Raw genomic sequence first — 1,303 nt, 5'->3', positions numbered from 1 at the left:
GCAGCCTCCGAGGGTGATCACCGAGTCTGCCGCCGCGCAGTGGGACCTCGAACTGGACGATCTCTTCCTGACCATCGGGCACCGCTTCGGCCGAGTCGAGCTCCGCCGCCGCATGCGGGATTACGTGCGCGGGCTGCTCGCCCCGGTGGCCCGCAAGAACAGCTGGCAGCTGGCCGAACAGGCCGGTCACTCCACCCCTGACGGCCTGCAGCACCTCCTCGCCGGATCGAAGTGGGAGCCCGATGACATCCGCGACGACCTGCAGGTATACGTCGCCGGCAAGCTCGGCGAGGCTGGTGGCGTCCTGATCATCGACGACACCGGGTTCATCAAGAAGGGCAACACCTCCGCCGGGGTCCAGCGCCAGTACTCCGGAACTGCCGGCCGGACCGAGAACTGCCAGATCGGCGTCTTCGCCGCCTACGCCTCCGCCCGCGGCCGGGCTCTGGTCGACCGCGAGCTCTACCTCCCGAAATCCTGGACTGAGGACCGGGAACGCTGCCGCACCGCAAGGGTCCCCGACGAGCGGGAGTTCGCCACCAAAGGCGAACTGGCCAGGCGCATGGTGCTGCGGGCCCTGGCCTCGCCGCTGCCCATTACCTGGGTCACTGCGGATTCCGCCTACGGTCAGGACAACCGATTCCGCCGGCTGCTGGAGCAGTCGGGTGTCGGCTACGTATTGGCCGTCCCCAAGTCCCAGTTCAGCGTGGGCTGTTCGCGGATCGAGGGCCTGTTCGCGCAGGCCCCGGACGAGGCGTGGGAGAAGATCTCCTGCGGCGACGGCGCGAAGGGGCCCCGCGTCTACCACTGGGCAGCGGTGCGGCTGCCGGCCGTCGCCGAGTTCGACTATCAGGGCGAGGTCCCTCACCGGATGCGGTGGGCACTGGCCCGGCGCAGTATCAGCAAGCCCGACGAGATCGCCTACTACCTCGCCTACGCGCCCCTTCAGGTCACCGTCCACGAGCTGGTGCGGGTCGCCGGGGCGCGCTGGGCGATCGAGGAGTGCTTCCAGGCCGCGAAGAACGAGTGCGGCCTGGATCAGTACGAGGTCCGCCGCTACGTGGGCTGGTATCGGCACATCACTTTGGCCATGCTCGCTCACGCTTTCTTGGCCGCTACGGCACACCAGCCCTGGGAAAAGGGGGCGGAACAGGTGAGACACCCGGGGCCATCGGGCTCACAGTGGCGGAGGTTCGGCGACTCCTGGCAGCTTGTCGTGCCCGGCCCCCGCACCTGAGCGGACACCGCGGACGACACCACGCGCTGAGCTGGTCGAACTGGCGCCGCCGACGCCAAGCAGTCG

The 1,303-nt window shown here is 69.0% G+C and carries 1 protein-coding gene; it reads left to right on the top strand.

Features of this window, described 5'->3' with window-relative positions:
* Positions 1 to 13 precede the first annotated feature (13 nt).
* Entirely contained in the window at positions 14 to 1,237 is a 1,224-nt protein-coding gene (locus tag ACTWQJ_RS51470; protein WP_443313214.1) for an IS701 family transposase, read from the top strand.
* The last annotated feature ends 66 nt before the right edge of the window (positions 1,238 to 1,303 follow it).

This window comes from Streptomyces sp. KR55 (assembly GCF_052245645.1).
Taxonomy (GTDB): Bacteria; Actinomycetota; Actinomycetes; order Streptomycetales; family Streptomycetaceae; genus Streptomyces; species Streptomyces flavusporus.
Note: the sequence above shows the minus strand (reverse complement) of the source record. Positions and strands in the feature narration are given on the sequence as shown.